The 22,678-nt window shown below is 67.4% G+C and carries 24 protein-coding genes; 9 read left to right on the plus strand and 15 right to left on the minus strand.

Annotated features, from left to right (window positions below; translation table 11 throughout):
* Positions 1 to 6 precede the first annotated feature (6 nt).
* A complete protein-coding gene (gene def, locus BLM15_RS16555; protein ID WP_126113782.1) occupies positions 7 to 540 on the minus strand; it encodes a peptide deformylase in 534 nt (177 codons plus the stop codon).
* 114 nt (positions 541 to 654) lie between these two features.
* On the opposite strand from def, the gene BLM15_RS16560 reads away from it, so the two are divergent.
* Positions 655 to 1,839: a DNA recombination protein RmuC gene (locus BLM15_RS16560; RefSeq protein WP_126113783.1), complete on the plus strand. Its 1,185-nt coding sequence runs from the start codon at positions 655 to 657 to the stop codon at positions 1,837 to 1,839.
* Positions 1,840 to 1,854: 15 nt separating this feature from the next.
* Here the strand turns inward: BLM15_RS16560 and BLM15_RS16565 are convergent, their stop codons facing one another.
* Positions 1,855 to 2,394 carry a hypothetical protein gene (locus BLM15_RS16565; protein WP_126113784.1) on the minus strand — a complete coding sequence of 180 codons (540 nt, stop codon included), beginning with the start codon at positions 2,392 to 2,394 and terminating at the stop codon, positions 1,855 to 1,857.
* Positions 2,395 to 2,708: 314 nt separating this feature from the next.
* Between BLM15_RS16565 and BLM15_RS16570 the strand changes: the two genes are divergently transcribed.
* Positions 2,709 to 3,950, plus strand: coding sequence for an MFS transporter (locus BLM15_RS16570; RefSeq protein ID WP_126113785.1), 1,242 nt, complete (start codon positions 2,709 to 2,711; stop codon positions 3,948 to 3,950).
* A 10-nt stretch (positions 3,951 to 3,960) separates the two neighbouring features.
* On the opposite strand, the gene BLM15_RS16575 is transcribed toward BLM15_RS16570, so the two are convergent.
* The 7 genes from BLM15_RS16575 to BLM15_RS16605 form a co-directional block, all read right to left on the minus strand.
* Positions 3,961 to 4,470, minus strand: coding sequence for an OsmC family protein (locus BLM15_RS16575; protein ID WP_126113786.1), 510 nt, complete (start codon positions 4,468 to 4,470; stop codon positions 3,961 to 3,963).
* A gap of 45 nt (positions 4,471 to 4,515) precedes the next feature.
* Positions 4,516 to 5,229, minus strand: coding sequence for an ATP-binding cassette domain-containing protein (locus BLM15_RS16580; RefSeq protein ID WP_164547540.1), 714 nt, complete (start codon positions 5,227 to 5,229; stop codon positions 4,516 to 4,518).
* Between the two features lie 136 nt (positions 5,230 to 5,365).
* On the minus strand, positions 5,366 to 5,917 hold the full coding sequence (locus BLM15_RS16585) for a GNAT family N-acetyltransferase (RefSeq protein WP_126113788.1): 552 nt from the start codon (positions 5,915 to 5,917) through the stop codon (positions 5,366 to 5,368).
* 66 nt (positions 5,918 to 5,983) lie between these two features.
* Complete coding sequence (locus tag BLM15_RS16590; RefSeq protein ID WP_126113789.1) at positions 5,984 to 6,388, minus strand: VOC family protein; 405 nt, start codon at positions 6,386 to 6,388, stop codon at positions 5,984 to 5,986.
* Between the two features lie 45 nt (positions 6,389 to 6,433).
* Complete coding sequence (locus tag BLM15_RS16595; protein WP_126113790.1) at positions 6,434 to 7,216, minus strand: ABC transporter ATP-binding protein; 783 nt, start codon at positions 7,214 to 7,216, stop codon at positions 6,434 to 6,436.
* 10 nt (positions 7,217 to 7,226) lie between these two features.
* Positions 7,227 to 8,060, minus strand: a complete 834-nt coding sequence (locus BLM15_RS16600; protein WP_126113791.1) for an ABC transporter permease — start codon at positions 8,058 to 8,060, stop codon at positions 7,227 to 7,229.
* Positions 8,061 to 8,080: 20 nt separating this feature from the next.
* Positions 8,081 to 9,046, minus strand: coding sequence for an aliphatic sulfonate ABC transporter substrate-binding protein (locus BLM15_RS16605; RefSeq protein ID WP_126116219.1), 966 nt, complete (start codon positions 9,044 to 9,046; stop codon positions 8,081 to 8,083).
* 333 nt (positions 9,047 to 9,379) lie between these two features.
* Here BLM15_RS16605 and BLM15_RS16610 point away from each other — a divergent pair, with 333 nt between their 5' ends.
* From BLM15_RS16610 to BLM15_RS16620, 3 genes are all read left to right on the plus strand, one after another.
* Positions 9,380 to 12,145, plus strand: coding sequence for a [protein-PII] uridylyltransferase (locus tag BLM15_RS16610; protein WP_442859462.1), 2,766 nt, complete (start codon positions 9,380 to 9,382; stop codon positions 12,143 to 12,145).
* Between the two features lie 95 nt (positions 12,146 to 12,240).
* Positions 12,241 to 12,864: a nucleotide exchange factor GrpE gene (grpE, locus tag BLM15_RS16615; RefSeq protein ID WP_126113793.1), complete on the plus strand. Its 624-nt coding sequence runs from the start codon at positions 12,241 to 12,243 to the stop codon at positions 12,862 to 12,864.
* A 3-nt stretch (positions 12,865 to 12,867) separates the two neighbouring features.
* Positions 12,868 to 13,500 carry a trimeric intracellular cation channel family protein gene (locus BLM15_RS16620; protein WP_126113794.1) on the plus strand — a complete coding sequence of 211 codons (633 nt, stop codon included), beginning with the start codon at positions 12,868 to 12,870 and terminating at the stop codon, positions 13,498 to 13,500.
* On the opposite strand, the gene BLM15_RS16625 is transcribed toward BLM15_RS16620, so the two are convergent.
* From BLM15_RS16625 to BLM15_RS16635, 3 genes are all read right to left on the minus strand, one after another.
* Positions 13,492 to 14,118 (minus strand): alpha-ketoglutarate-dependent dioxygenase AlkB, encoded by a 627-nt coding sequence (locus BLM15_RS16625; protein ID WP_206438528.1) that lies wholly within the window; start codon positions 14,116 to 14,118, stop codon positions 13,492 to 13,494. The genes BLM15_RS16620 and BLM15_RS16625 overlap by 9 nt on opposite strands.
* Positions 14,118 to 14,924, minus strand: coding sequence for a 4-hydroxy-tetrahydrodipicolinate reductase (dapB, locus tag BLM15_RS16630; RefSeq protein ID WP_126116220.1), 807 nt, complete (start codon positions 14,922 to 14,924; stop codon positions 14,118 to 14,120). Before dapB ends, BLM15_RS16625 begins: the two co-directional genes overlap by 1 nt.
* Before the next feature lie 143 nt (positions 14,925 to 15,067).
* Complete coding sequence (locus BLM15_RS16635) at positions 15,068 to 16,039, minus strand: TIM44-like domain-containing protein (protein ID WP_126113796.1); 972 nt, start codon at positions 16,037 to 16,039, stop codon at positions 15,068 to 15,070.
* Between the two features lie 182 nt (positions 16,040 to 16,221).
* On the opposite strand from BLM15_RS16635, the gene BLM15_RS16640 reads away from it, so the two are divergent.
* Positions 16,222 to 16,530, plus strand: a complete 309-nt coding sequence (locus tag BLM15_RS16640) for a hypothetical protein (RefSeq protein ID WP_126113797.1) — start codon at positions 16,222 to 16,224, stop codon at positions 16,528 to 16,530.
* 466 nt (positions 16,531 to 16,996) lie between these two features.
* On the opposite strand, the gene BLM15_RS16645 is transcribed toward BLM15_RS16640, so the two are convergent.
* From BLM15_RS16645 to BLM15_RS16655, 3 genes are all read right to left on the minus strand, one after another.
* On the minus strand, positions 16,997 to 18,241 hold the full coding sequence (locus BLM15_RS16645) for an amidase (RefSeq protein ID WP_126113798.1): 1,245 nt from the start codon (positions 18,239 to 18,241) through the stop codon (positions 16,997 to 16,999).
* A gap of 123 nt (positions 18,242 to 18,364) precedes the next feature.
* Entirely contained in the window at positions 18,365 to 19,144 is a 780-nt protein-coding gene (locus BLM15_RS16650) for an SDR family NAD(P)-dependent oxidoreductase (protein WP_126113799.1), read from the minus strand.
* Positions 19,144 to 19,842 (minus strand): hypothetical protein, encoded by a 699-nt coding sequence (locus tag BLM15_RS16655; protein WP_126113800.1) that lies wholly within the window; start codon positions 19,840 to 19,842, stop codon positions 19,144 to 19,146. The genes BLM15_RS16650 and BLM15_RS16655 overlap by 1 nt, the downstream gene beginning before the upstream one ends.
* Before the next feature lie 120 nt (positions 19,843 to 19,962).
* Here BLM15_RS16655 and BLM15_RS16660 point away from each other — a divergent pair, with 120 nt between their 5' ends.
* The 3 genes from BLM15_RS16660 to BLM15_RS16670 are packed head-to-tail and all read left to right on the plus strand — an operon-like array spanning position 19,963 to position 22,671.
* Positions 19,963 to 20,811 carry an IclR family transcriptional regulator gene (locus tag BLM15_RS16660; RefSeq protein WP_126113801.1) on the plus strand — a complete coding sequence of 283 codons (849 nt, stop codon included), beginning with the start codon at positions 19,963 to 19,965 and terminating at the stop codon, positions 20,809 to 20,811.
* Complete coding sequence (locus BLM15_RS16665; protein WP_126113802.1) at positions 20,808 to 21,623, plus strand: ABC transporter permease; 816 nt, start codon at positions 20,808 to 20,810, stop codon at positions 21,621 to 21,623. The genes BLM15_RS16660 and BLM15_RS16665 overlap by 4 nt, the downstream gene beginning before the upstream one ends.
* A gap of 55 nt (positions 21,624 to 21,678) precedes the next feature.
* A complete protein-coding gene (locus BLM15_RS16670; protein ID WP_126113803.1) occupies positions 21,679 to 22,671 on the plus strand; it encodes an ABC transporter substrate-binding protein in 993 nt (330 codons plus the stop codon).
* The last annotated feature ends 7 nt before the right edge of the window (positions 22,672 to 22,678 follow it).

Consider the following 22,678-nt stretch of genomic DNA (forward strand, 5'->3'; position numbering starts at 1 on the left):
TGCCGTTCAGGCCGCGCTGTCCCGTTTCGCTGCCTTGGCGAAGCGCTTGGTCACGCGCTCCCGCTTCAGCCGCGACAGATAATCGATGAAGAGCACGCCGTTGAGGTGGTCGATCTCGTGCTGCAGGCAGGTGGCGAGCAGGCCGTCGGCCTCGATCTCCTGCGCCTTGCCATCGAGATCGCGATAGCTGACCTTGACCTGCGCCGGCCGCTCGACCTCCTCGTAATATTCGGGGATCGAGAGGCAGCCTTCTTCATAGGAGCTGAGCTCCTTCGAACTCCAGGTCACCTCAGGATTGATGAGGACCATCGGCTCGCGCGCCTGCTCCTCACCCTCCTCCGCCTTCTTCGAGACGTCGAGGGTGACGAGGCGGATCGGCTCGCCGATCTGGATCGCGGCCAGGCCGATTCCCGGCGCGTCGTACATCGTCTCGAGCATGTCTTCCGCCAGCTTGCGAATCTCCGGCGTGATGTCGCCGATCGGTGCGGAAACCTTGCGCAGCATCGAGTCGGGCAGGATGACGAGAGGACGGATAGCCATAGGGCGCTCGAAACAATTGTCGGGAGTTGCGGCGACATAAGCTCTTGTGGGGAAGCGGTCAAACTGTTCCGCTTTCGTTCCAGAATTGCCACGCGAATCGTGTAGGCTCCCGGGATGAACCAGATCGCCTTCGTCCTGCTGGAGCGCCCGGTGAGCTGGGCCGAGGCCACCTTCGGCTTTGCCGGGCTGACCCTTGCTTTGCTTCTGCTGGCGCTGCTCTCGTCCTGGCGCGGCTCGCGCCGGCGCGAGATGGAAGCGGCGATGGCGGCCGAGCGCGCCCGCGAAATGGATGACAAGGTCGCCGAGATGAACCGGCTGCAAGCCGAGCTCACCGGCCGGATGCAGACCATGGCCGAGATCCTCTCGACCCGGCAGGGCGACCTCGCCCGTGTCATGGCCGACCGGATGGACGGGTTGCGCCAGCAGGTCGGCGCCGGGCTGGAGCAGAATGTCCGCCAGACCAGCGAGAGCCTCGGCAAATTGCAGGAGCGGCTCGCCGTCATCGACAGCGCCCAGAAGAACCTGACCGAGCTCACCGGCGAGGTGGTGACGCTGAAGGACGTGCTTTCCAACAAGCAGGCGCGCGGCGCCTATGGCCAAGGCCGGATGGAGGCGATCATCCGCGACGGGCTTCCGGCCGCGTTCTTTTCGTTTCAGCCCACACTCTCGAGTGGCAAGCGACCGGACTGCCTGGTTACCCTGCCGGGCGACGGGCGCGGCCTCGTCATCGACGCGAAGTTCCCGCTGGAGAGCTTCACCATGCTGCGCGAAGCGCGCGGCGACGAGGCAAAGAAGCAGGCCTCGGCGCGGGTTCGCGGCGATGTCGGCCAGCACGTCAAGGACATCGCCGAGCGCTATTTCCTGCCGGGCGAGACGCAGGACATGGCGCTGCTCTTCGTGCCCTCGGAATCGATCTATGCCGACCTGCACGAGCATTTCGACGACGTCATCCAGAAGGCACATCGCGCCAGGGTGATGATCGTCTCGCCCTCGCTGCTGGCGCTAGCGATCCAGCTGATGCAGTCGCTGGTCCGCGATGCCCGCATGCGCGAGGAGGCGCAGGTGATCCAGTCGGAGGTCGGCAAACTGCTCGACGATGTCCGCCGCCTCGGCGAGCGCGTCGACAAGCTCGACAATCATTTCCGCCAGGCGCAGGACGATGTCACCCAGATCAAGACCTCGGCCGGCAAGGTCACCGGCCGGGCCGAGAGGATCGGCGCGCTCGAATTCGACGATGCTCGCCCCAACGAGCCGGCGCTGCCCTTCGCCAAAGAGGTGAAGCTGAAGGCGGCGGAGTAGGAGCCGCAACCGGTCTCAGCGTGGCCGCGGCAATTGCCGCTCGGCCTCGCCAATCAGGCTGTCCTGACCGTCGGTCGGGCCGCCGTGAAGCGCAGCGACCCGGCGCAGCATCGAAAAGAGTTCCTCGAACTCCGCCCGGTTGAGATGAGGCCGCAGCAGGTCGCGCAGATCCATTAGGGCGATCGTCTTCGAGGGAGACGCCTTCACGGCATGACGCGCCAGGACGAGGCGCTCCTCCAGATCGGCGCCGTATTCCAGCATGACGCGCATTTCGCTGCGGATCAGGTCGAGCTGCTCGGTCGTCGGCTCGCCGCGCTCATTGGCGACGAGGCACATCAGCGCGACGGCGCCGTCGCGGCTTTCCGGCAGCGTCTTCAACGCGGTGCGGCGCGCCTCGGCTTCGGCCTCGGCGCGACGCTTGCTCAGGAGCTCGCGGCGCTTCTGCTCGCTGCCGGCGCTGAGACGCTGGCTGACATATTCCATGCCGCCGCCCCAGATCATCCAGTAGATCACACCGGTGGTGATAGCGCCGACGATGGTCGCGATAATCGGCATACGCATCTCCTGTTGCGGCGCCTGCAATCGGGGCGAGCAATGCAGGACGGTTCGAGCTTGGCCTGATCAGAGCCTGTATCGCAGCTGCAGAAACGCCTTTGTGACGAGATCGGCCTTTTTACCCGCCGCGCTCCGGATGGCCGGGATGAAGCGCTCCACGCTTCGGCGAACACCTTCTCTCAACTCGATATCGACCGCCTTCAGCGTCCCGCCGGCACCCACGCAGCACACGCCTGATCCCGGCCTGCCATGGCGAGAGCACATTCCGGCGTTGAGCTGGGGCCTCCCCAGATTTGCGCCGGAGGCCTTCAGACGTGCTCGTCCAGATCGGAACGCTCATCGCCGCGACGAGCCTCGTGCAGCTCGCCAACGGCTTCTTCAACACGTTCCTGTCGCTGCGCCTGACGATCGAGGATTTCGGGGCGACGCTCACCGGCCTCGTGCTCAGCGCCTATTTCGTCGGCTTCTCGATCGGCGCCATCGGCTGCGGTCGCGTCATCCAGCGCATCGGTCATATCCGCGCCTACGCCGCCTTCGCCGGCCTGGTGGTGGTCGCGACCGCGGCAATGCCACTCTTCGTCTCGCCGCTCGGCTGGATCCTGTGCCGGATGGCGATCGGCATCGGCTGCGTCGGCCTGTTCATCACGACGGAAAGCTGGCTCAACGCCAAGGCACCGCCGGACCAGCGCGGGCGAATCTTCTCGATCTACATGGTCGGCACGTTCCTGGCGCTGGCGGCCGGCCAACTCCTGATCGGCAAGCTGCCCGTCGCCTCGACGACGCCGTTCAACATCGTCGTCGCGCTCTTCGCGCTGGCGCTGATGATGGTAAGCGCGACGCGCGCCGAGGCGCCGCCGCTTCCGAGCGACACGTCCCTCGCCTATGGCGAGCTGACGCGACAGGCGCCGGTCTCGGTGATCGGCTGCGTCGTCTCGGGCATCGTCACCAGCGCCTTCTACGCGCTGTTCCCGGCCTGGATGGCCCGGAACAACATTCCCCAGGAGACCATCGCCCTGTTCATGCTTGTCGCGGTGCTCGGCGGATTCGCCTTTCAGGTCCCGGTCGGCAGGCTGTCGGATCGGGGCGACCGCCGGGTCGTGCTGGCAGGGCTCGCGCTGGGCTTTTCCGCTGCGGCAGTGCTGCTCGATCTCGTGCCGCGTCATCTGGCGCTGGTGCTGCCGGTCGCCGCCCTGCTCGGCGGCTTCATGTCGACGCTCTATCCGGTCTGCGTCGCGCATGCGCTCGATCGCATGCCACAGGACCGTATCGTCGCCGTCAGCGGCCGGCTGATCCTGGTCAGCGGCATCGGCTCGGCGTTCGGCCCGATCCTCGGCGCCCAGGTGATGGCGCGTCTCGACATCAACGGGCTGCTCTATCTGATGGCTGCCGCGACCGCCGCTCTCGCGGCCGTCGCCGGCTTGCGCATCCGGCAGCGGGCGGCCGCAGAGCAGATGGCCGAACGGCCCTTCGCGATCATCACCCCGCTGACCGCGCCGATCTCGCAGGAGCCGGAAGCAACGGATCCTGACGGGACGCCGCGCCCCCTGCCCGGCTGAGCGCGTTAGCTCAGGCGGTCTGCAACACCGCCGACAGCTCCGGCTTGACGTTCAGGGTCTGGAAGACGACGCAGTAGCGTTCAGTCAGCTTGAGCAAGGTATCGAGCTTCTCCTGCGGCGCGTCGGTCTCGACGTCGAAGGCAAGGCGGATCGCCTTGAAGCCGACGGCGGCATCCTTGGCGACGCCGAGCGTGCCGCGGAAATCGAGATCGCCCTCGGCACGGACCGTGCCCTTCTTCAAGTCGATTTCAAGCGCGGTCGCGACCGCCTTCAGCGTGACGCCGGCGCAGGCGACAAGCGCCTCGAGCAGCATGTCGCCGGAGCAGAGCTCAGCGCCGGAGCCGCCGGTCGCAGGATGCAGGCCGGCAAGCGCGATCGCCCGGCCGGTCTCGACCTTGCAGGCGATGTGCTGGTCGTCGAGCTCGCCCTTGGCCTTCAGCGTGATCACCGCCGCATCGGGCGCCTCACGGTACTTGTCCTTGAGCGGGGCCTGCAGAGCGCGCAGCGCGGTGACGTCCATGATCTTGATCCTCGGCAGAAACGGGTCGCGGCCTGTCTAGCTGGTTCAGGCGGCTGCCTCCACCTCCGGCACGACATTCCGACTTTCCTTTTCGAGCGCCCGGCGCAATTCACGGCGCAGCGCGACGAAGCCGACGGAGCGCTCGTCGCGCGGGCGGCTCAGCAGATTGTCGAGACTGAAGGCCACCGGCCCCGCTCCCTGCGGCAGAACGAGGATGCGGTCGGCCAAACGTACGGCCTCCTCGGCGGAGCCGGCCGCAATAACGACGGCGGGGCGCCCCTGCGTACACAGCTCCGGCAGGAAGGCGGCCAGCCGCTCTCTCGCCTCGGCGTCGAGCGCCGCAAAGGGCTCGTCGATCAGCAGCAGCCTCGGCCTGACCAGCAGGAGACGGGCGATGGCGAGCCGCAGCAATTCCTCGGGCGAGAGTGCGGCTGGGCGCTGCGCCGCCTGCCCGGCGAGGCCGACGCGGACCAGCACATTGGCGATCAGGCCTTCGCGCTCGAACGGCGTCGCCTTCGGCAAAGCGAAGGCGAGGTTCTCGATGAGGCTGAGCCAGGGGAAGAAGCGTGGCCGGGCGCAGAGCAGGCCGATCTCCGGAGTCGGAACCGTCCCCTCTCCGGATGCGAGCCCCGCAAATCCACGAAGCGCCGCCGAGCGCGCCTCAATGGAGGCGCCGAGCAGCGCCACAACCTGGCCTGCCGCCGGGCGCGGCAGAGCGGCATCGAGAGAGCGGGGGAGACTGTGAAGAACGGCCGACATCAACTGGCTCCTTCCAAGACAAGGCGGAGGGAGCGTCGACGGCATCAGGCCATCTCTTCGTTCCCGCGCTTTAGCTGCATTTGTTTCGCGCCCGCAAGCTGAGGCTCAAATCGGCGCGTATGTCCTTTCATACGGTCTAGGCGTCCGTTTTGTCAAACAGACGATCTCGCTCGACGAACTCGTCCCGCATCAGTCGGTAGCGGCATTGTAGCACGGTCTCGCCGCGGGAGCGCGAGCTGCGCTCGACCTGGTCGAGCAAGCGGAAACCAAGCCTCGCCAGAATACGTCCCGAGGCCACATTGTCGGCCGCATGGCCCGAACGGAGCGCCGACAGGCCCGCTTCGGCGAAAGCGAACCGCACCACCGCCCTCGCCGACTCGGAGGCGAAACCGTGCCCCCAGGCTACTCGCTCGAACCAGTAGCCGAGCTCGCCCTCGCTGCCGGCGATCTCATCGATGTCGACCAAGCCGATCATCCGGCCATCCAGCATCGCGGCGAAACGATAGGCCTCGCCGTCGCGCCATTGGCGGGGGTGATCGGCGAACCAGGCCTCGGTCTCCGTCCGATCGGGCGGGAACGAGGCCATCCGCAGCATGCGCGTGACTGCCCAGTCGGATTGGATCTCGAAGGCCCGCTGCGCGTCTGCCGCAACCGACGGCCGCAACTGAAGACGTTTCGTGGAGATCATCGTGAGACCGGTCGGCTGCAATCCCGCGCAGGCTGGCACGAAGCGCGAGCCTGCGGAACCGCGCGGTCAGCGCGCCGGCACGCCGCGCACGCAGGCCTCGATATTGTTACCGTCGGGGTCGAGCACGAAGGCGCCGTAATAGTCGCCGGCGCCCTCGCGTGGACCGGGCGGGCCATTGTCGCGTCCGCCGGCAGATCGTGCCGCTTGGTAGAATGCGTCTACAGCCGCCTTGTCCGGTGCGATGAAGGCGATATGGGCCTGATTCAGCCCGGCGCGCGAACCTTCGACCCAATAGGAGGGGCGGAGCGTACCGATCCAGAGATAGGGGATCGGCTCCTCAGCGCTGCGGCCAAACAGGAAAGATTCCGGACTGTTGGAGGCGGTGGCGAGGCCGAGCGGCCGGGCGATCGCGTCATAGAACCGGCGCGCCTTGGCGAGATCGGTGACGACGATGCCGGTGTGATCGATCATGCGAGGTGAACCCGGCGCGGGCAGGCTTGTTCCGCGCCGAGAGGCTCACCACCACATGCCGGCACTCTCGGCCGCCTTGTGCTGACGCGGCTCACTGTCGGTAAGCGAGCGGTCGAGCGTGCGCAATGCCTCACGCTTGATCGCCTCGAAGGCGGGCGAGAGCCGGTCGCGCGGACGGGTCAGCGGGTTGTCGAGCTCGTCGAAGATGCGGCCGGGCCGCGGCTGCATCACGACGATGCGGTCGGCCAGCGTCACGGCCTCCTCGACGTCGTGGGTGACCATCACCACGGTCGGCCGGCTCTCCTCCCAGAGGGCGAGGAGATGGCCGTGCAGACTGGCGCGCGTGGTCGCGTCGAGCGCCGAGAAGGGCTCGTCCATCAGCAGGAGCTTGGGCCGCGTGACGAGGGCGCGGGCGATGGCGACGCGCTGCTGCTGTCCGCCGGAAAGCTCGCGCGGCCAGCGCGCCTCATAGCCGGCGAGGCCGACGCGGGCGAGCGCACCGGTGACGAGGCGGTTGCGTTCCGCTGCGGGCAGATGGCTGAGGCCGAAGCCGGCATTGTCGGCGACGGAAAGCCAGGGCAGCAGGCGCGGCTCCTGGAAGATCACACCGACATCGGCCCGCGGCTCGGTGATGGCGGCATCGTCGAGCAGGATGCGCCCCTCGCTCGGGCGATCGAGCCCGGCAACGAGGCGCAGCAAAGTGGTCTTGCCGCAACCGGAGCCGCCGACCAGCGCCAGGATTTCGCCGGCGGCGACGGAGATGTCGATCGCGGAGAGCGCGCGGGTGCCGTCGGCATAGGTCTTGGAGAGGCCGTCGAAGACCAGCATGGCGGTCCCCTCAGAGCCTGTCCCTGGCGGTGTCCTGCCAGGCGAGGAAGGGGCGGGTGATGGCGAGCAGCAATCCATCGGCGAGCTTGCCGAGCACCGCGAAGGCGATGATCGCGGCGATGATCGTGTCGGGGCGGCCGAGCTGCTGGCCGTCGACCAGGAGATAGCCGAGACCCTCGCTGGCGCCCATGATCTCGGCAGCGACGACGAACATGAAGCCGAGCCCGAGGCCGCCGCGCAGCGCCGTGAACCAGTCGGGCAGGATCGCTGGCAAGAGCACGCGCCGGACCATGGCGAGGCGGCCAAGCCGGAAGACGCGGCCGACCTCGACGATCTTGCGGTCGATCGAGAGGATCGCGGCGGCGACGCCAAGATAGACGGGGAAGAAGACACCGACGGCGATCAGCGCCACCTTCGAGGCCTCGAAGATGCCGAACCAGAGGATGAAGAGCGGCACCCAGGCGATCGAGGGGATGGCGCGCAGGGCCTGCAAGGTCGGGTCGAGCAGACCGCGCGCCAGCGGCAGGGCGCCGGTCAGGGCGCCGAGCGCGGTGCCGACGGCGGCGCCGATGCCGAAGCCCGCGGCAACACGCCAGAGTGTCGCCAAGGCATGAGTCCAGAGCTCGCCGCTGACGGCGAGCTGCCAGAGCGTTTTGCCGACCACGCTTGGCGGCGGCATCAGCCGACCATTGGCGAGACCGGCGCGGACCAGGATTTCCCAGATGATCGCGAGGACGACGGGCAGCAGGAAGCCGGCGAGCCGCAAGCCGACGCGAGAAGCCGGCCGCGCAGGCGGCGCGGCCGGCTTCTCGTCGATGGCGTCTGCGATCTCGATCGAACTCATCGCGACGGGATCATGCCCGCTCAGTTGGTCGCAGCAAAGCGCTTGTCGATCAGCGCGTCGACGCTCGCCTTGACGTCGGCAGTGGCGGGCAGGACTCCGGCCTGCTGCAAGGCCAGGCCCGCGGCGAGAATGGTCTCGGCCTGCGCCGGGCCGATCGTGCTGTGGGTCAGCTCGGTGCGGGTGAGCTGGCGCTCGATCACCGCGTCGGAGAGCTTGGTCGCCTCGACCAGCGCCTTCCTGACCTCGGCCGGGTTGGCGAGCGCGATGGCGCGTGCCTCCTCATAGGCCTTGAGCACTTTGCGGACGAGCTCGGGGTTCTTCTCGGCGAACTCCTCGCGGACGTTGAGGACGCCCCAGGTGTTGTCGGCAGCCTTGCGGTGGAAAAGCTTGGCGCCGGCCTCGACCTCGGCGGCGGCCATCATCGGGTCGAGCCCGGCCCAGGCCTCGACATCGCCGCGCTCGAGCGCGAGCCGCCCGTCGGCGTGCTGCAGCAGCACGAGCTTGACGTCCTTCTCGGTCAGCCCCGCTTCGGCGAGCGAACGAACGAGGAAGATGTGCGGATCGGTGCCGCGGGTGACGGCGACGCGCTTGCCCCTGAGGTCGGCGACCTTGGTGATGTCGGTCTTGGCGCCGGTGACCAGAGCCGTCCATTCCGGACGCGAATAGACATAGATCGACTTGATCGGATTGCCGTTGATCTTGGCGATCAGCGCGGCGGCGCCGGCGGTCGAGCCGAAATCAAGCGAGCCGGCATTGAGGAATTCCAGCGCCTTGTTCGAGCCGGCCGAGAGCACCCAGCGCACCTTGATGCCATCGGCCTCCAGCACCTTTTCGAGGATGCCACGGTCCTTCAGCACCAGGCTGACGGGGTTATAGGTGGCGTAGTCGACGCGAATCTCCTTGGGCGCCTGCGCCTCAGCGCCGCTCCAGGCAAGCGAGGTTGCGGCGAGGCCGGCGAGCACGGCGCGGCGGGTCAAAGCTGAGATGATCGGCATGGCGTCCCCTTCGAAGACTTTGCGCGAAAGGGTGGAGGCTATTGCCTCCGGCGCCCCCGCTTTAGCTGCACTTGTTTCGCGCCCGCAAGCTGCTGGCTCAAATCGGCGCGTGTCCGATTTTTAGGTGCGCACGTTCTGTTTGTCAAACAAGACGGACATTCATGTGAGATGTCAGTTTTCACATCAATTCCGTGTTGAATTATGTTTCCGCGCCTCACCGCAATCGTGCTAGAGATCAGGTGCCGCGCGTCAGCCGAAAGCGTCGAAGAGCCTCGTTCAGTGCCGCCCTCCCCCGACAAGCCAGCGCCCCGCCTCGCCGAGTTCATCGATAATCCCACAGCTGCGGTAGGCAGGTTGGCGCGGCCATTCGACAAAGGGGATCGCGACGGCCTGCGAAGCGCGCTGGTCAGCGCGCTTCGCGACAATCTCGACGAAGGGCGCCAGTCAGCGCGGGAGATCCTGGCCCGTACGCGCAACGGCCTGTCCTGCGCCAAGCGGCTCTCCGGCGTGATGGACAGCGTCGTCGCCAGCCTGCACGCAGCAGCGACGCAGCATTTTTATCCGGTCGACAACCCTTCTGCCGGCGAGCGCATCGCCGTCGTCGCCGTCGGCGGTTATGGCCGCGGCACGCTGGCGCCGGGTTCGGATGTCGACCTGCTCTTCCTCTTCCCCGACAAGCAGACCGCCTGGGGCGAGAGCGTGGTCGAGGCCATGCTCTACCCGCTATGGGACCTGAAGCTGAAGGTCGGCCACTCCGTGCGCTCGGTCGACGACTGTATCCGCGAAGGCCGGGCCGACATGACGATCCGCACCGCGCTCTTGGAAGCGCGGCTGATCTGCGGCGATGCGGCGCTGTTCGCCGATCTCGTCCGGCGTTATGGCGCAGAGATCGCCGAGGGCACGGCCGCCGCCTTCACCGAGGCCAAGCTCGCCGAGCGCGAGACCCGCGTCGCCCGCGCCGGCTCGTCGCGCTATCTCGTCGAGCCCAATGTCAAGGACGGCAAGGGTGGCCTGCGCGACCTCAACACGCTGTTCTGGATCGCCAAGTATTCCTACCGCGTCGACGATTCCGCCGAGCTGGTCGAGGCCGGGCTGTTCGATGCGCGCGAGTTCGCGATGTTCCAGCGCTCGGAGGAGTTCCTCTGGCGGGTGCGCTGCTGGATGCATTTCATCACCGGCCGGGCCGAGGAACGGCTCTCCTTCGACCTGCAGCGTCAGGTCGCAGCCGCCATCGGCTATGCCGGCCGCAGCGGCCAGGCCCCGGTCGAGCGCTTCATGAAGGCCTACTTCCTCGTCGCCAAGGATGTCGGCGACCTCACCGCGATCGTCTGCGCTGCGCTCGAGGCGCGCCAGCAGAAGCCGCGCGCCAGCCTGACCAGCCTGATCGGCACCTTCACCAAGCGCAGGCGCGTGCGCGCGCTCGGCCATCCCGATTTCACCCTGCAGGGCCAGCGCCTCGCCGTGATCGACGACGACGCCTTCAAGCGCGATCCGGTCAACCTGCTGCGGCTCTACGAGATCGCCAGCCGCGACGATCTCGCCATCCATCCCGACACCAGCCGGCTGGTGACGCAGTCGCTGCGCCTCGTCACCCCGCAATTGCGGTTGGATCGCGAGGCCAACCGCATCTTCCTGGAGATCCTGACGGCGCGGCGCTCGCCGGAAGCTGTGCTGCGGCGGATGAACGAATCCGGGCTGCTCGGCCGCTTCGTCCCGGATTTCGGCCGCATCGTCGCGATGATGCAGTTCAACATGTATCATCACTACACGGTCGACGAGCACCTGATCCGCTCGATCGGCATTTTGGCCGAGATCGATGCCGGCAAGCTCGAAGCGGAGCATCCGCTAGCGAATTCGATCTTCGCGACGATCACCAACCGGCGTGCGCTCTATGTCGCGCTGTTCCTGCACGACATCGCCAAGGGCCGGCCGGAGGATCACTCGGTCGCCGGCGCCCGCATCGCCCGCAAGCTCTGCCCACGGCTCAGCCTCACCGAGGCGCAGACCGAAACGGTGGTCTGGCTGATCGAGAACCATCTGGTGATGTCGACCGTCGCCCAGAGCCGCGATCTCGGCGATCCCAAGACGATCGAGAGCTTCGCGGGAATCGTGCAGACACTGGAGCGGCTGAAGCTGCTGCTGGTGCTGACCGTCGCCGACATCAAGGCGGTCGGACCCGGCGTCTGGAACGGCTGGAAGGGCCAGCTCTTGCGCACACTCTATTACGAAACCGAAGTGGTGCTCGCCGGCGGCCATTCCGGCATCGAGCGCAAGGCCAGGGTCGAGCGCAAGCAGGAGGCGCTGGAGGCACGTCTCGCCGACTGGACGGCGGAGGAGCGGGATGCCTATCTCGCCCGGCATTACCCCGCCTACTGGCTCAAGGTCGAGCCCGAGCGGCAGGAGCAGCACGCGCGCTTCCTGCGCGAGGCCGAGATCGCCGGCCGCACCACCGCGACAAAGGTCGAGACCGACCAGTTCCGCGGCGTGACCGAGCTCACCGTGCTGGCGCCCGACCATCCGCGCCTGCTCGCCATCGTCACCGGCGCCTGCGCGGCGGCCGGCGGCAACATCGTCGACGCGCAGATCTTCACCACCACCGACGGGCTGGTGCTCGACACGATCTTCGTCTCGCGCGCCTTCGAGCGCGACGACGACGAGTTGCGCCGGGCCGAGCGGATCGCGGCGGCGATCGAGCGCGCGCTCAAGGGCGAGATCAAGATCGCCGACCTCGTCGCCCAGCGCCGCGCCCCGCCACCGCGCGGCGGGACTTTCCAGGTCGCGCCCGAGGTGATCATCGATAATGTCCTGTCGTCGCGCTACACGGTGCTGGAGGTCTCGGGCCTCGACCGGCCCGGCCTGCTCTATGACCTCACCACCGCGATCGGGAAGCTCAACCTCAACATCGCCTCGGCCCATATCGCGACCTTCGGCGAGAAAGCGGTCGACGTCTTCTACGTCACCGACCTGACCGGGGCGAAGATCACCTCGACCGGCCGGCAGTTGCTGATCCGCCAGGCGCTGCTCGCCGTGTTCAGCCAGGAGCTCGACAAACCAGCCGCAGGCAAGGCCAAGGCCATGGCCCGCGCTTGATTTCGCCCCGCCGAAGCCCGATATCGGCGACGAAGCCGGTGTGCCTCAAGGTTACGCCGCAATGATCCATGACGATCAACGATTGGGATGATGGAATGACGCAGAACCCTGCGAAGGACGATCCGAAGCCGGAAACCGAGAGCCAGGACACGGCAGAGACTCAGGCGGTCGAGACGCAGACGCCCGATCCGCTCGCCACGGCCGAGGCCGAGCGCGACGACTTCAAGGACAAGCTGCTGCGCACCCTCGCCGAGATGGAGAACCTGCGCCGGCGCACCGAGCGCGAGATCGCCGACGCCAAGGCCTATGCGGTGACGAGCTTCGCCCGCGACCTGCTCGGTTCGGCCGATAATCTGCGCCGCGCGCTCGAAAGCTTGCCGGAGGCGGCCCGCGCCACCGCCGATACTGCGCTGAACGCCCTGGTCGAAGGCGTCGAGCTGACCGAGCGCGAGCTGCTGAAGACGCTCGAGCGCCATGGTGTGCGCAAGATCGATCCGCAGGGCGAGAAATTCGACCCGAACCTGCACCAGGCCATGTTCGAGGCGCCCGATGCCGCGATCGCCAAGGGCCTCGTCTCGAAGGTGGTGCAGACCGGCTACAAGATCGGCGAGCGCGTGCTGCGCCCGGCGCTGGTCGGTGTCTCGGCCGGCGCGCCCAAGCCCGCCGCCAACGGCTCGGACAGCCCGGCCGCGGATGCCGGCGACAAGCCTGTGAACTGACAGGTGCTCGAAGCTGCGGGCGTCGTCGTCTTCGCCCTGACCGGGGCACTCGTCGCCGCCCGCAAGCGGATGGACCCGTTCGGCTTCATCCTGCTCGCCACCGTCACCGGCGTCGGCGGCGGCACCTTGCGCGACCTCCTGCTCGACCGGCGCGTGTTCTGGATCGAGGCGCCATCCGACGTGATGCTGTGCACGGCCGTCGCCCTTGCGGCCTGGGCGATCGCTTATGCCAAGCCCGGCATGCTCGACGGCTGGGGCGCCAAGCGCCTGCTGATCTGGGCCGATGCTGCCGGGCTCGCGCTCTTTGCCGTGGTCGGGGCGCAGAAGGGGCTGGCATCAGGCGTTCCGATCGCCTCCGCGATCGCGTTCGGTGCGATGACCGCGACCTTCGGCGGCATCATTCGCGATATCCTCGCCGGCGATCGGCCGATGGTGCTGTGGAGCCGCGATTTTTACGTCACTGCCGCGGCAGCCGGTGCCGGCGCCACAGTCGGCCTCGCGCAAATGGGGCTGGACGCGAGGCTCGTCATGCTGGGCGGACTCGCCGCAGGCTTTGGCCTGCGCGCCGGCTCGCTCCTGTTCGGCTGGTCGTTCCCGAAGCTGCCGGGCGACGACACCCCCAAACAGTCAAGCTGATGACGGCTTCGTCACCCGCCGCAAGGTCAGGTTGATCCGCCCTGCCTGCGGCAGCAGGTTCGACGATCCCGTGAGGATGCGGTCGATGCCGTGAAAAGCGAGCCGCGCCTCGCCGCCGAAGGCGAGCGCATCGCCCGAGGCCAGCTTCAGTGAGATCGTCTTGCCGCCGCGGCTGGTGCCGCCAATGCGGAAGATGGCGGTGTCGCCGAGCGACAGCGACAGCACCGGCGCGTCGAAATCCTGCTCGTCGCGGTCCTGATGCAGGCCCATCTTCGCGGTCGGCTCGTAGAAATTGACGAGGCACGCCTCAGGCAGATGCGGATAGCCTGCGAGCTCCTGCCAGGCACGCAGCAACCGGGTCGGGATCGGCGGCCAGGGCGCGCCGGTCTCAGGGTGAAGCGGCTGGTAGCGATAGCCGCGCTCGTCCGAGACCCAGCCGAGCGCGCCGCAATTGGTCATTTTGACCGAGAATGGTTTTCCGGTCTTCGGCATGCACGGCACATAGAACGGCGCCTGCCGCGCCGCCTCGCGCAGTTCGGCGACCAGCGCCGCCTGCTCGGCCGGATCGAGATAGCCCGGCCAATGCGTCACGCCAGGCGCAACGGCGAGCGCGGTCATCAGAACTTGTCGAGGCCGAGCACGTCGGCCATCGAATAGAGTCCGGGCTTGCGGCCACGACCCCAGAGCGCCGCCTTGACCGCCCCTTGCGCGAACAGGCTGCGATCCTCGGCGACATGGGCGAGTTCGAGCCGCTCGCCGGCGCCAGCGAAGATCACCTTGTGGTCGCCGACGACCGTGCCGCCGCGCAAAGCGGCAAAGCCGATCGTGCCGGGCTGACGCGCCCCGACCTGGCCGTCGCGCACCGCGACGCGGGACTCGGCGAGATCGACGCTGCGGCCCTGGGCCGCTGCTTCGCCGAGCAGGACGGCCGTGCCCGAGGGTGCATCGACCTTCATGCGATGGTGCATCTCGACGATCTCGATGTCCCAGTCGGTGCCGAGCGTCGCCGCGACCTTGCGCACCAGTGCCGCCAGCAGGTTGACGCCGAGGCTCATATTGCCGGAGCGGATGATGGCGGCATGACGCGCCGCCGCCTCGAGCTTGGCCAGATGCTCCGGCTCCATGCCGGTCGTGCCGGCGACATGGACGATGCGGGCCTGGGCCGCGAGGCCGGCGAAGGCGACGGTGGCATCTGGGGTGGTGAAATCGAGCACGCCCTCGGCCTCGACGAAGGCGGCGAGCGCGTCATCGCTGACCAGAACGCCGCTGGCGGGCAGGCCGGCGAGCACGGCGGCATCCTGGCCGAGCACGGGCGAGCCCGGTCGCTCGATCGCAGCGGAGAGCACGCAACCTTGCGCGTCGTGGATAGCTTTGACCAGCGAGCGGCCCATCCGGCCGGCGGCGCCGACGACGACGAGACGCATGTCGCTCATGGTGAAACGCTCCAGTCAGTATCCAGACCGGCGCAGGCCGGGCAGCGCATGGCTATAAGCCGCTTCGCTTCATGCTGAAACGAAAAACGGCCGGGCAAAGCCCGGCCGTGCAGATTTCGGGTGTCGTCGTGGATTTAGTCGATCGGCTGGATCGCCGCGACCTTCCACTCGCCGCCGCGCGAACGCACGAAGGTCCAGTGCTCGGTGACCTCGCGCGGGATCGTGGCGTGGCCCTCGACGACCTTGCCGCCATTGCGCTCGACCATGGCGGTGAGCAGGCTGAAGCGCATCGCGACGGTGGCATAGTCGTAGCCATCCTCGCGCCAGGATTCGGCGAGGTCGCCCTGCAGCAGCTTGACGTCGGCAGCCTTCTCGATGAGGCCCTTGCGGGCGTTGTCTGCAAACTCGTCCTCGAGTGCGCCCGATATCTCCGGCGTCGCGATCTGACGCAGGCGTGCAATGTTCTCATCGGAGATGGACGTCTGCACCTCGGTGAGCAGGCGTTCGAAGGAGCCATAGTCGGCGCCGACCAGCTCGAACTCGACCGGCTTGGCAGCAGCAGCAGCCGCGGCAGCGCCGCCACCGAGACCACCCATGGCCGGAGCAGCCGGCTGCGGCTGATAGGCCTCACGGCCGAGCGGGCCACCGGCGCTGGCGAGCTGCGGCTCGCTGCGACGACGGAACAGGCGCAACGCCAGCCAGATCAGACCACCGATCAGCGCGATCTGGAAGAGCAGGCCGAGCATGCCAGCAAGGCCGCCGAAACCGGCGCCCGAAAGCAGGCCGAACAGGCCGGCGCCGAGCAGACCGCCGGCGACGCCCATCATCAGGCTGCGCGCCATGGACGGGCGGGCCGCCTGCGCGGCAGCGCCTGCCGCGCCAGCGGCCGGAGCCGCGGCCGACGGGCCGGGTGCCTGCGTCGGGCTGCGCTGGAACGATGAGCCGGGCGCGGTCGGCGTCGGCGCGACCTGCGACTGGCTACGCGAGCCGCGGCTGCCCATGCTCCGGCCGCCCGGAGCGGCCTCGGCGATGATCGGCACCAGCAGAAGTGCGCCGGCGATGAGAGCGACGGCACGGCCACGACGGGCGAGCGAAATCAGAGACATGGTTCCTCCCGGAGCCGGATTGGCTCTCTGGACCCGAAATATGGTTGGGTCGTACGACTTTCGCAAGGAGGGAATGGCCTCCTACCTTCGGCGGACGAGCCCTGACAATATTGGGTTGCCGGCTCCAATATGTTATCGTTCCCGCTACGTTACGCTGATCGGGCGAACGACAGGAGCGAGCCATGGTCCGATCCCTTCGGAGGCTACCCTGCTCAGGCGCCGCGGCGCCGCCCTTCTGGGCGCTCTTTGCGACAATCGCGCTACTGTTTCAGACTTCTGCCTTTGCGCAGGAGCGCGCGACCGCCCTCGATCGCCCGCGCCTGGCACAGGCGCCAGAGCCCTATTGCTTCTGCTGGAACGACGGCAAGAAGATCGCGGAAGGCAGCATGGCCTGCATCCGCACCACCATGGGCCGCCGCCTCGCTACCTGCGGGCGCGTCATCAACATGATGTCCTGGGAAGTGACCGAGAATCCCTGCCCGGAAAGCTGAGCTGACATCGTACCGGATTCAAAGGAAAAGCGCCGCAGGGCCTCTCCCGCGACGCTTCCCAATTGGCTTGTGGTCTTTCGACTTGAGACTGACTTCCCCGTCAGAACGCTCCGATCACGATCGCCAGAACCAGCGCAAATGCCGCACCCATGGCCAACCGGTCGAGACTTAGCGCGAGGTTCATGTGAACCCTCCTTTGTCATTGACCTGACATGGAAGCTAGCAGAAACAGCGGCCACCGCAAGTGGCAACACCGCCGCAGCGAGCACCGCACCAGAGAAGCATTCTTAATCAGCGGTTAAAGCATTGAACTGCTTTGTGGATAGTTTCGAACAAGACCTTCTCGACAGAGGTTTTTAGTATTCCAAAGAGCAGTATAAATCCCTACCGCCACAATCGAGTCTGAGTTGTTGCAGCGCAATATTGTCCCAAGCGGGACCAGCGCCCAGATTTAGCCCAGTTGTCGTCATCCCGGCATCAGGATCAGGCGCTCGAGCGCACGTGCCACCGCGATGATCCGCGCATCGTCACCGAAGCGTCCGACGAGCTGGAAGGAGACCGGCAGCCCGCGCGGGCCACGCATCAACGGCACGGTCAGGCAGGGCGTGCCGAGCAGCGTCCAGAGCCGGTTGAACTTGGAATCGCCGGTCGAGGCGAGCGTCTCCGGCGCCTCGCCCGGCGCGGCATAGGTCAGGACGAGATCGGCCTCGCCGAACCAGCGCTGGACTGCCTGGCGCCCGCGCCGGGACGTGGCGCGTGCCGCGTCGTAGTCCCGCGGCGTGGTGGCGCGGACCTCGTCGAGATAGGCACGCAGCTTCGGCGGCAGCTCGTCGCGATGATTGCCATATTCCCAGGCGAGCGCCTGCGTCGCCTCCCAGTTCTGCAGCGGGCCGTGAGCATGGAAGGTCTCGGCGAGTTCGGTCGGCGTCGCCAGCTCGAGGACCTGCGCGCCGCCTTGCCGGGCGAGTTCGGAGATGCGCTGCAGCGCCCCCTCGCAAGCTGGTTCGGGCTTGTCGGCGAATTCCTGCCGGCAGAGGCCGAGCTTCAACCCGTCCAGAGCCGCCTCGGGAGCGTCGAGATCGGCGCGGCCGGTCAGCGCCGCCAAAGCGAAGCCGAGATCGCTGGCGCTGGCTGCCATCAGGCCGAGCGTATCGAGCGACCAGGAGAAGGGTTTCACCCCAACCGTCGGCAAGAGCCCATAGGACGGCTTGATCGCGGCGACGCCGCAATAGGCGGCGGGACGGATCACCGAGCCGCCCGTCTGCGTGCCGATGGCGAGCGGGACGAGGCTGGCAGCGACCGCCGCGGCCGAGCCGGCGGAGGATCCGCCCGGGCTGGCAGAGGGATCGTGCGGATTACGGGTCGGGGCCGGGTCGAGGAAGGCAAAGGCCGTGGTCTGGGTCTTGCCGGCGACGGTCGCACCTGCCGCCTTCAGCGCCATCACGATCGGCGCGTCGGCCTTGGGCCGATGGCCGTCATAGATCGACGAGCCCATGCCGGTCGGCAGGTCGGCGGTGTCGATGATGTCCTTGACGCCGACCGCAACGCCGGAGAGCGGCCCTTCGCCTGCGGACAGTCTTTCGGGACGAGCCGCGAAGGCCCTGAGATCCACATCCCGCTCCTCGATTCGCCGCTCGCTGTCAGCAAGGGCAGCCTGAGCCGACATCTCGCCATTGGCGACGCGGCGAGCGATATCGCGAACCGAAAGCATGAACCTGTCCCTGGAATCCGCAGCCGAACGGCCGATGCGGCCATGCTGACACAAGCCCGACGCTCGAAGGAAGCCATGAGCGTGCCCTTGCAGACGGGGTATGCACCCCGCGCGGCGCCGCGCTCAATAGGTCGCGCGACCACCCGACAGGTCGAAGATTCCTCCGGTCGAGAAGGAACAGTCGTCGGACGAGAGCCAGAGCACCATGCGTGCCACCTCCGGCACCTCGACGAAACGCCCCATCGGAATGCGCGACATGATATCGGCGCGCCGCTCGGCCGAGATTTCCCTGGCCATGGCGGTCTCGGCCGCGGCCGGCGTCACCGCCGTGACGATGATGCCTTCCTTCGCCGTCTCCTTGGCGACGCTCTTGGTCAATGCGATCAGCCCCGCCTTCGAGGCGGAATAGGCCGCGGCTTGCGCCATGCCCTCCTTGCCCTGGATCGAGGCGATGTTGACGACATGACCGCGCAGCGGGTGACCGTCCGGCGAGCGCCGCGATTCCTGACGCAACATTCGGCCAACGACGGCACGGGTAACCAGATAGGCCCCGAACAGGTTGACCTGCAGCACGCGCTGAAAATTTTCCGGCGTCGTCTCCCAGATCGGCTTCACTTCGCCCAGCACGCCGGCATTGTTGATCAGGATGTCGATGCGACCATGAGTGCCGACAGCAGCATCGGCAGCGGCCTCGACCGCGTTGACGTCGCGGATATCGAGCTGGCGCTGGCTGGCGCGACGCCCGAGCTCGGTGACGGCCTGCGCCAGGCCGTCGGCATCCTGATCCCAGAGCTCGACGCTCGCGCCTGCCGCGATCAGGGCGTGCGCGATCCCACGACCGAGTCCACCGGCACCACCAGTGACGATCGCATGCCGGCCGGAGAGATCATAACGCGCACTCATCAGCCGGCAGTCCAGGAGGTCTTGGTCCGGGTGACCTGGTGACGGTAGAGGCCAAGAGAGAAAGGACCTTGGCCGCCGAGAACTTCGAATTCCTCAGCGGCGAGCTGATCGCGCGCCAGCGCGATGAACTCGGCCTCGTCGCCCCAGCCTTCGACCAGCAGTACCCAGCGCGGCACGGCGTTGGCGATGCCGCGCACTTTCTGCTCGGCCGTGGCAACGCCGCTCGCCTCGGCATCCGCCGCCAGCACGTGGACGCCGGCGACGCCGCGGGTGGCGAGCAGGTCCGGCACCAGCCCGCGCAACAGCGCCGCCTTGTGGGCCGAGGCGATGTTATCAGGCACATCGTAGCGAAAGGTCGCGATCAGTCCGCCCTGGGCTGGACCGCTGGTGTGAGAGACGCGGCAGATCGCACGCGCCACCGAGCGGAAGTGCTTCACCGTCGACACCGTCCAGGGCGTCGGCGCATTGACCCTGGCCGTATAGTCCTGGCTTTTCAGCACCTCGAGGCTCTGCGCCTCGTAGAGATTGAAGAATTCGAGATCGGCGTCGATCGCGACATAGCGGCGCCCACGCAGAAAGCCGGGAATGCCGACCCGCTCCGGCATGTGCTCCTCGCCATGCCAGGCATAGAACTCCGACCTGCCTTCCGGCGCGATATCATGCCAGATCGCGACCGCTCCCTCACCTGCCAGGCTCATCGTTCCTCCGTGGGCTCACCCTGCGAGGCGCGTTGACTTGGCCTCACCTCGTCTCTATACGAAAATCAAATCCAAATTGGAAATGATTTCCAATCTTAATCAAAACGAGGGTGGGGACGAGTGACGATCGCGGCGGTCGAGCGCGCATTCAAGCTGCTGGAGGCGCTGGCGGACGAGGCCGATGGCGCTGATCTGACCGTGCTTGCCGAGCGACTCGACCTGCCGGTCAGCGCGACCCATCGGCTGCTCGCGACCCTCGCCGAGCGCGGCTTCGTCACCCAGGATGCGCAATCGGGCGCCTATGGGCTGACGTTGAAACTGTCGCAGCTCGCCTTCCGCAATCTCGACCTGCGCGGTCTGCCCGATGCCGGCCAGATCGTCCTCGACGAGCTCGCCCGTGTCACCCGTGAGTATTGCCGCCTCGCCGTGGTCGAGGGCGAGAGCCTGACCTGGATCGCGCGCGCGCAAGGCGCCACCGCCGGCCTGCGCTACGAGCCACCCATGGGCATGGGCATCGTCCTGCACGCCACTGCGACCGGCAAGGCCTGGCTCGCTTCATTGCCGGAGGCAGAGGCGCTGCGCATCGTCTGCGCGCGCGGTTTCGACGCGGAGGGCCGCGCCGGTCCGAACGCGCTCGGGGACGTCGATGCTCTGCGCAAGCATCTCGCCGAAACCCGCAGCCGCGGCTTCGCGCTCGCCATCGAGGAGGGCGAGATCGGTACCGTCGCGCTGGCGACGACCTTCCGCGCCGGGCCCGATGCAGGGGCGCCGATTGCAGGCACGCTCAGCGTCGCCGGGCCATTGCCACGCATGCAGGAGGCGCGTCGCAGCGAGATCGCGGCGGCGCTCGCCACCGCCGCCCGGAACATGGCCGAGATCTGGCCGCTGAGGCGGCGACAGATCGGGCCCCTGCCAGCCGTTCCAACAGGGCTATCCGGACGAACGATGCCGACAGAGACATCAGCATGAGCAGCGACAGCGCAACCAGCGCGACCACAGGGACGAAGCCGCAGGCCTCCGGCAATGCCGCCGCCTGGGTTTCAGCCATTGCCTGGCCCCTGGCGAGCTTCGCCGTGCTGCTCGTCGCCTGGCAGCTGCTGGTGCCGATGGCCGGCATCCCCGAATACATCCTGCCCGTGCCGAGCGCCTTCTTCGAGCGGCTCTGGATCGACCGGGCACTGATCTTCCAGCACACGCTGGTGACGGCGAACGAGATCGTGCTCGGCTTCCTGATGGCGGCGGTGATCTCGATCCCGCTGGGTTACGTCATCGTCTCGGTCAGGCTGCTGGAAAAGGCGATCTACCCGGTCATCGTCTTCTTCCAGCTCGTGCCGAAAATCGCGATCGCGCCGCTCTTCGTCGTTTGGTTCGGCTTCGGCCTGTTTCCGAAGGTGCTGCTGACCTTCCTGCTCTGCTTCTTCCCGACGCTGGTCGCGAGCATGACGGGCTTTCGGGCGCTGGACGAGCGCGTGCTCTATCTGACCCGTTCGATGGGCGCCTCGGCCTGGCAGACCTTCCGTTATGTCCGGGTGCCAGCGGCGCTGACCTACATCTTCTCGGGCCTCAAGGTCTCGGCCGTGTTCGCGGCGACGGGCGCGATCGTCGGCGAATTCGTCGGCGCCAATGCCGGCCTCGGCTATCTCTTGCTGCGCGGCACGAGCTTCCTCGACATGCCGCTGATCTTCGCCTGCCTAGTGGCGCTCAGCGTCGTCGGCATCCTGTTCAGCTATCTCGTCGACGGACTCGAGGTGCTGCTGATGCCCTGGCAGCGCAGGGGCTGAAACTTACGAAATCGACCATCAATCCGGGCAAACCGGAACCACAGGGAGAACGATCATGCTGAGAAGGACATTGCTCACCGCCGCCGCCATGCTGGCGCTCGGCACGAGCGGCGCGCTCGCCCAGGCTGGCGGCAAGCCGATGAAGATCACGCTGAACTTCCTTGCGGCCGCGCCCAATGCCGGCTTCATGATGGCCAAGCAGATGGGCCTCTATGAGAAGGCCGGGATCAACCTGACGATCGAAGAGGGCAAGGGCTCAGGCACGACCGCGCAGATGGTCGCGACCGGGCAGACCGATGTCGGCTTCGCCGATGCGCCCGCCGCCATGCAGCTGCGCACCAAGGGCGCGCCGGTGAAGATCGTCGCCCCCGTGCTGCAGACCAACGGCTTCGCCATCATCGCGCTGGAGGAGAGCGGCATCGCCTCGCCGAAGGACCTCGTCGGCAAGAAGCTGGCGGTCCAGCCCGGCACGGCGCAGACCATTCTGCTCGACGCCATCCTCGCCTCGAACCAGATCGACAAGAGCAAGGTCGACGTCATCAACATCGACCCCGGCGCCTTCGTCGGCGCGCTGCTGGAGAAGAAGGTCGACGCCATTCTCGGCGGCGCCGATTTCCACTCGGTGCAGATCCGCGAGCGCGGCTTCAAGGTCCGCGACCTCTTCTACCGCGATGTCGGAGTGCCGACGGTCGGCCTCTCGATCATTGCCCGCGACGACCGGATCAAGGCCGATGCCGAGCTGTTCAAGAAGTTCGTCGAGGCCAGCCTGCAGGGCTGGGACGCCGCCCGCAAGAACCCGGATGCAGCAGCCGACGCGGTCGTCGCGCAATTCCCTTCCGTGAAGAAGGCGCAGGTGCTGGCGCAGTTCGACGTCGTCAACAAGCTGCTCTGCGCGCCCGGCGCCGCCTCGCTCGGCAAGGTGCCGGAGACGAACTGGGCCGTGAGCTACGACCTGCTGACGCAGTATCTCGGCCTGCCCAAGGACAAGCCGATCACCGACTACTACACGACCGAGCTGCTTCCGGCGTCGGCGCCGGCCTGCTCGTAGTCGACGA

It is taken from the genome of Bosea sp. Tri-49, from assembly GCF_003952665.1.
Taxonomy (GTDB): domain Bacteria; phylum Pseudomonadota; class Alphaproteobacteria; order Rhizobiales; family Beijerinckiaceae; genus Allobosea.